This window comes from Paenibacillus sp. 01T422 (genome assembly GCF_056398785.1).
The window spans coordinates 1-4,085 of sequence record NZ_JBFTQB010000672.1; the positions used below are offsets into that span (position 1 = coordinate 1).

Annotated in this window: 3 protein-coding genes; all 3 read right to left on the bottom strand. The window is 44.9% G+C overall.

The genetic code is table 11. From position 1 onward, the window contains the following. Positions 1-670: 670 nt before the first annotated feature. Positions 671-2,275, bottom strand: a complete 1,605-nt coding sequence (locus AC1DUA_RS28605) for an S-layer homology domain-containing protein (protein ID WP_477502985.1) — start codon at positions 2,273-2,275, stop codon at positions 671-673. A gap of 181 nt (positions 2,276-2,456) precedes the next feature. Continuing rightward, positions 2,457-3,050, bottom strand: coding sequence for a TetR/AcrR family transcriptional regulator (locus tag AC1DUA_RS28610; RefSeq protein ID WP_477502986.1), 594 nt, complete (start codon positions 3,048-3,050; stop codon positions 2,457-2,459). Positions 3,051-3,064: 14 nt separating this feature from the next. Then, positions 3,065-4,085: NAD(P)/FAD-dependent oxidoreductase (locus tag AC1DUA_RS28615; RefSeq protein ID WP_477502987.1), on the bottom strand; the 1,021-nt coding region annotated here is incomplete at its 5' end.

Below are 4,085 nucleotides of genomic sequence, written 5' to 3' on the forward strand. Positions count from 1 at the left end.
ATTTTCTAGTAGATCATTTAAATTATTTTGGGGTATAGTAGTCATTGAGTAGGGCTCCTTCTTGGTGGTGTGGTAATCCCGAGAATACCCTACTTTTTTGTCGTTCGACCATACTCCAAATACTGGTACACAAACTATTTTACTTCATCGGTTTCGGAGATAATCATGCATTTTGTGCAGTTAATCTGATCGATACCATCGAAAATAGAGCAAAATCGCTATATTTGATGTACTTTTTACATCATTCTGTAATTTTTTAGCTGGTTCAGAAGCGAATTGACTGCACTTTTTACATCATGTTTGCGCTGCCAAGCGCACAAGCATTTTTTATTGCATAAAAAAGCTTGACGGCTCATACTCCGMCAAGCTTGATCTTGCTACTATACGAACCCCTACCATTCCATCTTCCTATTCACCATAGAGCCAACCTCCACCTCAACTGGCTTAACAAATTCAAAAAAACTAGCGGGGAATCCGGCTAAGGCTCTCCTAAAGGGAACTGGAGTCCTCTATCTGGACTAAACCGAGCTGTTTCCATTTTGAGCGGACCTACAGGGTCTTAATTAGCCTCTTTGGCGTGTTTTTCAGATGAGATTGGCAATATAGCGGAGCGTAGTTCCGCTTGCAGGTGGAAAATGTGCTTTTCCATAGAAATAGCGAACCATAGTTCCTATCGCCCGAACATCGTCAATTTTCTTTTTATTACTAACGTATTGTCAAGTTCGGGAGTCATAGTAGTTGGAGGGTCCTGAAATCTCACTATATAATCCGTTTTAGTAATTACTGGCTTCATTTGATCGCTGACTTCAATCGTATAATCCTTCCCAGCCTCCAACCCCAATTGATAGTAAACTCCTGCGATCGAATTGCCCTTATACCCTGTCTCCCATTTACTTCTATTCCATCCGATTACATACGCCTTATCTATGGAACCTCCGTCCATTACAGATAACGAGACGACCGTGCTCGCAGGTGTTGTCAACTTTACAACACACTCACAGTTGATGGTATAAGGCTCCCCATTACGCGTTGAAATTGAGAAATCGATATTCATGACTTCGGGTTCAGGTTCAAGCTTTGTAAATCTACCATTTATAAAGGTGTAGCGGTTATTGGTATCAGGAGGATTCTTTTCCTTGCTCGCCTGCACTAGTTGATAGCTAACTGTCTCTTTGGCTAGAACCATTAACGGATTGTCATGACTCGCCACAGCTTTGTAGTAAAGGTTTTCTCCAATGGGAAATAATTGATCGAATCGCCCTGCTTTCAGATTAATGGGATGATCCGAATCCAGACCAGCCTCAACTAACTTGAGGGTAATCGTTCCTTTCTGCTGCTCCGTTCGTACCTTTCCATAAACGATTCCATCTGAATCCGTTGTAACTTGCAGGCTGCTGACATTCCCTTGGTTCAAAACAGTCCCTTCTGCATTTGATAGCTCCATGCTAAAACCGGACTGACTTTCTCCATGCGCCTCTAACTCATATGTCTTATTTTTCTTCAGTTCTGCTTGGATATACATGGGCTCACCAGCATTAACATTGACTGTGACTTCTTTCTTTTGAGCTGGATCAAGAATCAGGGCATTCTTCTTTATCGTATCATTGGAGCTCGGTAAGACGGCACCAGGTTGTCCCGACGACGGCAACGCTACTGGCGCCACTGGCTCAGACGATGATTTCCCCCGCTCCGAAGCATGCAACGAAAGGCTGAGCAATGCCGCTGCTTCCCCACGACTTACAGGTGCCTGCGTGTCGTCCAACATTGACTGCAACGATGCGGGAAGTATGTCATGCCGTATGAAGGTCAGTGCTCCTCCAGCCCAGTCCTGTTCATTTTGTTGCACAGCCCCTGGAAAAAGCCTACTTAGCATAACTGCCGCTTCCTGCTTTCTCACATACTGCTTTGGCGAGAAATTCTCCTCGCTTGTCCCTTGGATAATCCCTGCTTTGTAAGCGGATACAATGTAGGGAGTTGACCATGCTTCATTACAGTCCTGAAACGGGATGCCGCCTTCTGCGGCTGGCAAACCGAACACCATAACGACTAGCTTAGCGAATTGTTCTCTGGTAAGTGGTGAATCAGGTGAGAATTGTCCGTCCGCTGTTCCTTCAACCAACTTCTTCGCAGACAACTCTTCGATGTAATTTTTATAAAGGTAGCCTTCTGGCACGTCCTGATATTTGCCTGTCTCCGCTAGCACCGAAGTTCCAAACATCATCCCAGTGCAAATAACCATCCCTATCATTCCAATAATCTTATGCCTTAAAATCATTTCTCAATCTCCTTGTTATTTGCATATGTATTGGCAATTTCCGGTACAACATTTCAAATTATACCACAATCTTTTGGTAGATTACGTTAATTTTTCAGCATTCCAACATAAAAAATGGGCTCACTCGAAGTAGATTCATCTACTCAGAAATAGCCCTTACTTACCCTATCCTATTTACCTATTAAGGAGTAATCATCTTTAACAGCACATCAACTCTCGGAAACTGGTAGCCGCCAATCTTCTGTACATTTAATACCATCAAACCGGAGAGGACCGATAAGTACGAAGAAATCATTTCTTCCAAATCGCCATCCATTAATTCACCGGCTGCCTGCCCTTCTCGGAATAAGGCTTTCAGCTGCGAGACGTAATTGTCCATGGAGTAACGCTCCATTAACTCCACGACCTTCTCAGGCACTCCATCTGAGGTTCTCGCCTGATGAATCAGCAGAAAATAGTCCGTTCCGCCTTCATCCAACATGTCTTGCGTTAATGCTCTTATTTTGTCAATCGGTGAGCCCGGAAGCTTATAAACAAATTGCATAGCTTCATCCGAAGCAAACATCGCCTTCTCAACAAGTGTTGTGAACAGCTCTTCTTTCGACGTAAAGTAATGATAAAGTAGTCCATGACTAATCTGTGCTTCAGCGGCGATCATGCTCATTTTCGTCCCAATAATCCCACGTCTTGCAAAAACCTTAAGCGCAGCGCTCATAATTTGCTCTCTGCGTTCATCTCGTATCTGAAGCTTTTGTTCTTCATTTAATGGAGACAAGACATCCTTCACTCCTAACTTGGAATCAATCTAATCAATGCTTCTTCCAGTGGCAGCTCGTATTCTTTCAGCAGGTCTGCTAGTAACTGCTGTCCTTCCTCCGATGACGCAAGAACCGACTTGACCATCTGAGGATGAAACAATTCATGCAGAGGCAATGACAGTGAATTAACGCCCCAGTACAAACCGAATAGTTTGAAATTATGATTCGCCGTTCCCTCTCTCAAGATCAAATTCATATACCGGCTGCCAAAAGCAACTCCCTTGAGAGGTTCTGAGCCAGCCTCATATTCGACGCCATCCCACTGCAAATCCGCCGCACAATTTAACCACCAGGCTGGTGTAATTGCTTTTTCTTGAATTGTACGTAGAAACTTTTGCTCAAAATGTGGCTCTGGGTTCGTTTGCCGCTCCTGCAGCATGGTGTCCAGCAAATCCACTTCTATAGCTGCAACCGTCATCCCTTGACCAAAAATAGGGTCATAGATGCAGTAGGCATCGCCCAACACTAACAATCCGTTCGGCCATTTTTCCATTTTATCATAATGGTGGCGGTATAGTTCAGGAACGCGAAAACCTTTGGGCGGAGCGATCGGTTCGAGTTCACGCAGGATTTCTGCAATCATTGGCGTTGGAAGCTGAGCGACCTCCTGCTCGAAATCTTCTGCATCCGTTGGCGGATAGTGCCCGCCTGGGCGATACAACATCATTTCAGCCACCTCATTCTCGATAAAGGAGAATACCCCCGCAAAGGTTCCATTCAAGGGTTGGCCCATGATGTTGATCACATCCCATTTCTCGATCAGATGCTTCCTATGTGCAGGAACGTTATATCGACGCGTACTGTACCCGATAGCTGCTTTCATCCGATCAGGGCGAGGTACGTCGTATCCAAACTCTTTCAACCATTGTGTCAATTTGGAGGCGCGGCCACTGGCATCCACAACAAGATCCGCCATGTAATCACGTTTCATGCCTAATCCCCGCTGACGGACTTCAACGCCAGTAACGGCTGTATGATTCGGAGTTGTATGC

Bases quoted from the DNA above. Each gene is read 5' to 3' on its own strand.
- AC1DUA_RS28605 (WP_477502985.1), bottom strand. From the start codon at position 2,275: ATGATTTTAAGGCATAAGATTATTGGAATGATAGGGATGGTTATTTGC.